General features: G+C 44.4%; 2 protein-coding genes. Both read right to left on the reverse strand.

The features are described 5' to 3' along the window. On the reverse strand, positions 1-314 hold a 314-nt coding region (locus LG30_RS0107850; RefSeq protein WP_033130155.1), incomplete at its 3' end, for an EamA family transporter. A 17-nt stretch (positions 315-331) separates the two neighbouring features. Further along, on the reverse strand, positions 332-1,276 hold a 945-nt coding region (gene hemB / locus LG30_RS0107855; protein ID WP_033130156.1), incomplete at its 5' end, for a porphobilinogen synthase.

The following is a 1,276-nucleotide window of genomic DNA, read 5'->3' on the forward strand; positions in this document are numbered from 1 at the left end:
CAGCCAAGCACTAAGCCGAAAACAACATTCGTCTGAATTAACAAAGCGGCCATGCCTGGTGATAAACCAGCACCTATCGCCCATGTTGAAAGTCCCCACACTCCAACCGAAAAAGTTAAACCATAGGCAGCCAGATAAAACCAATGCACATCAGGCTTTTTCACAAAGAAAACAGCTGGAATAGCCGCTAATGTAAACCTCAGCCCGGTCAGCAACATTGGATCAAGCGTATTTAGTCCCAATTTAACGACGGAAAAATTAAGACCCCATATAGCCATAATCAGAATGCAAAGGATATAGTCCTTCGACCTCATTGTTAAGCCTTTATATGTTATAGGGTGTATGAATCACATTGATTCCAGATTGCGAACTGCTTCGCGAAATAGGTTACGATGAGATCAGCCCCCGCGCGTTTTAAACCTGTCAGTGTTTCTAAAACTGTTTCTTGTTCGTTTAAGATACCCATTTGAGCGGCACATTTGATAGCAGCATACTCTCCGCTGACTTGATATGCTGCAAGTGGAAGCAGTGTTTTACTGCGCAAGCTGGTCAAGATATCCAAGTAAGGCGTGCCAGGTTTTATCATTAAAATGTCAGCCCCTTCTTGCTCATCGAGCAATGCTTCACTTAGCGCTTGTCTAGAATTGGCATAATCGAGCTGATAAGTTCGTCTATCTCCTTTAAGATCGCATTCAACGGCATGTCTGAATGGCCCATAAAAGGAAGATGCAAATTTCGCACTATGGGCGAGTATGGCAACACGAGAAAACCCAGCGTCATCCAACCCTTGACGAATAGCCATGACTTGACCGTCCATCATGGCAGAGGGTGCTAGCATATCGGCCCCGGCGCGTGCTGCATTGATGCACTGCTTGACTAAGTTTGTCACAGTCTGATCGTTATCTACGTCGTGATTGGCCAATGTACCGCAATGCCCGTGCGTGGTATACTCGCAAAAACAGATATCGGGTATCACCATCATTTGCGGACACGCAGATTTTATAGTGGTGATCATACGATTAAGCAGACCGTTGCTGTTCCATGTATCACTACCTATTTCATCTTTGTGATGACTAATGCCGAATGGCATCACGTATCGAATCCCTAACGCATAAAGCTCTTTTATTTCAGAAGCAAGCTGTGTTTCCGGTATTCTGGCCAAACCAGGTAAAGCGGGAATTGGAACCTCGCTTGAGATATTTTCTTCGACGAATATCGGATAAATTAAATCACTTAATTTAACCTCATTTTCCCGGACTAACTCTCTCATCAGTGA

This window comes from Aeromonas aquatica (genome assembly GCF_000764655.1).
Lineage (GTDB): Bacteria > Pseudomonadota > Gammaproteobacteria > Enterobacterales > Aeromonadaceae > Aeromonas > Aeromonas aquatica.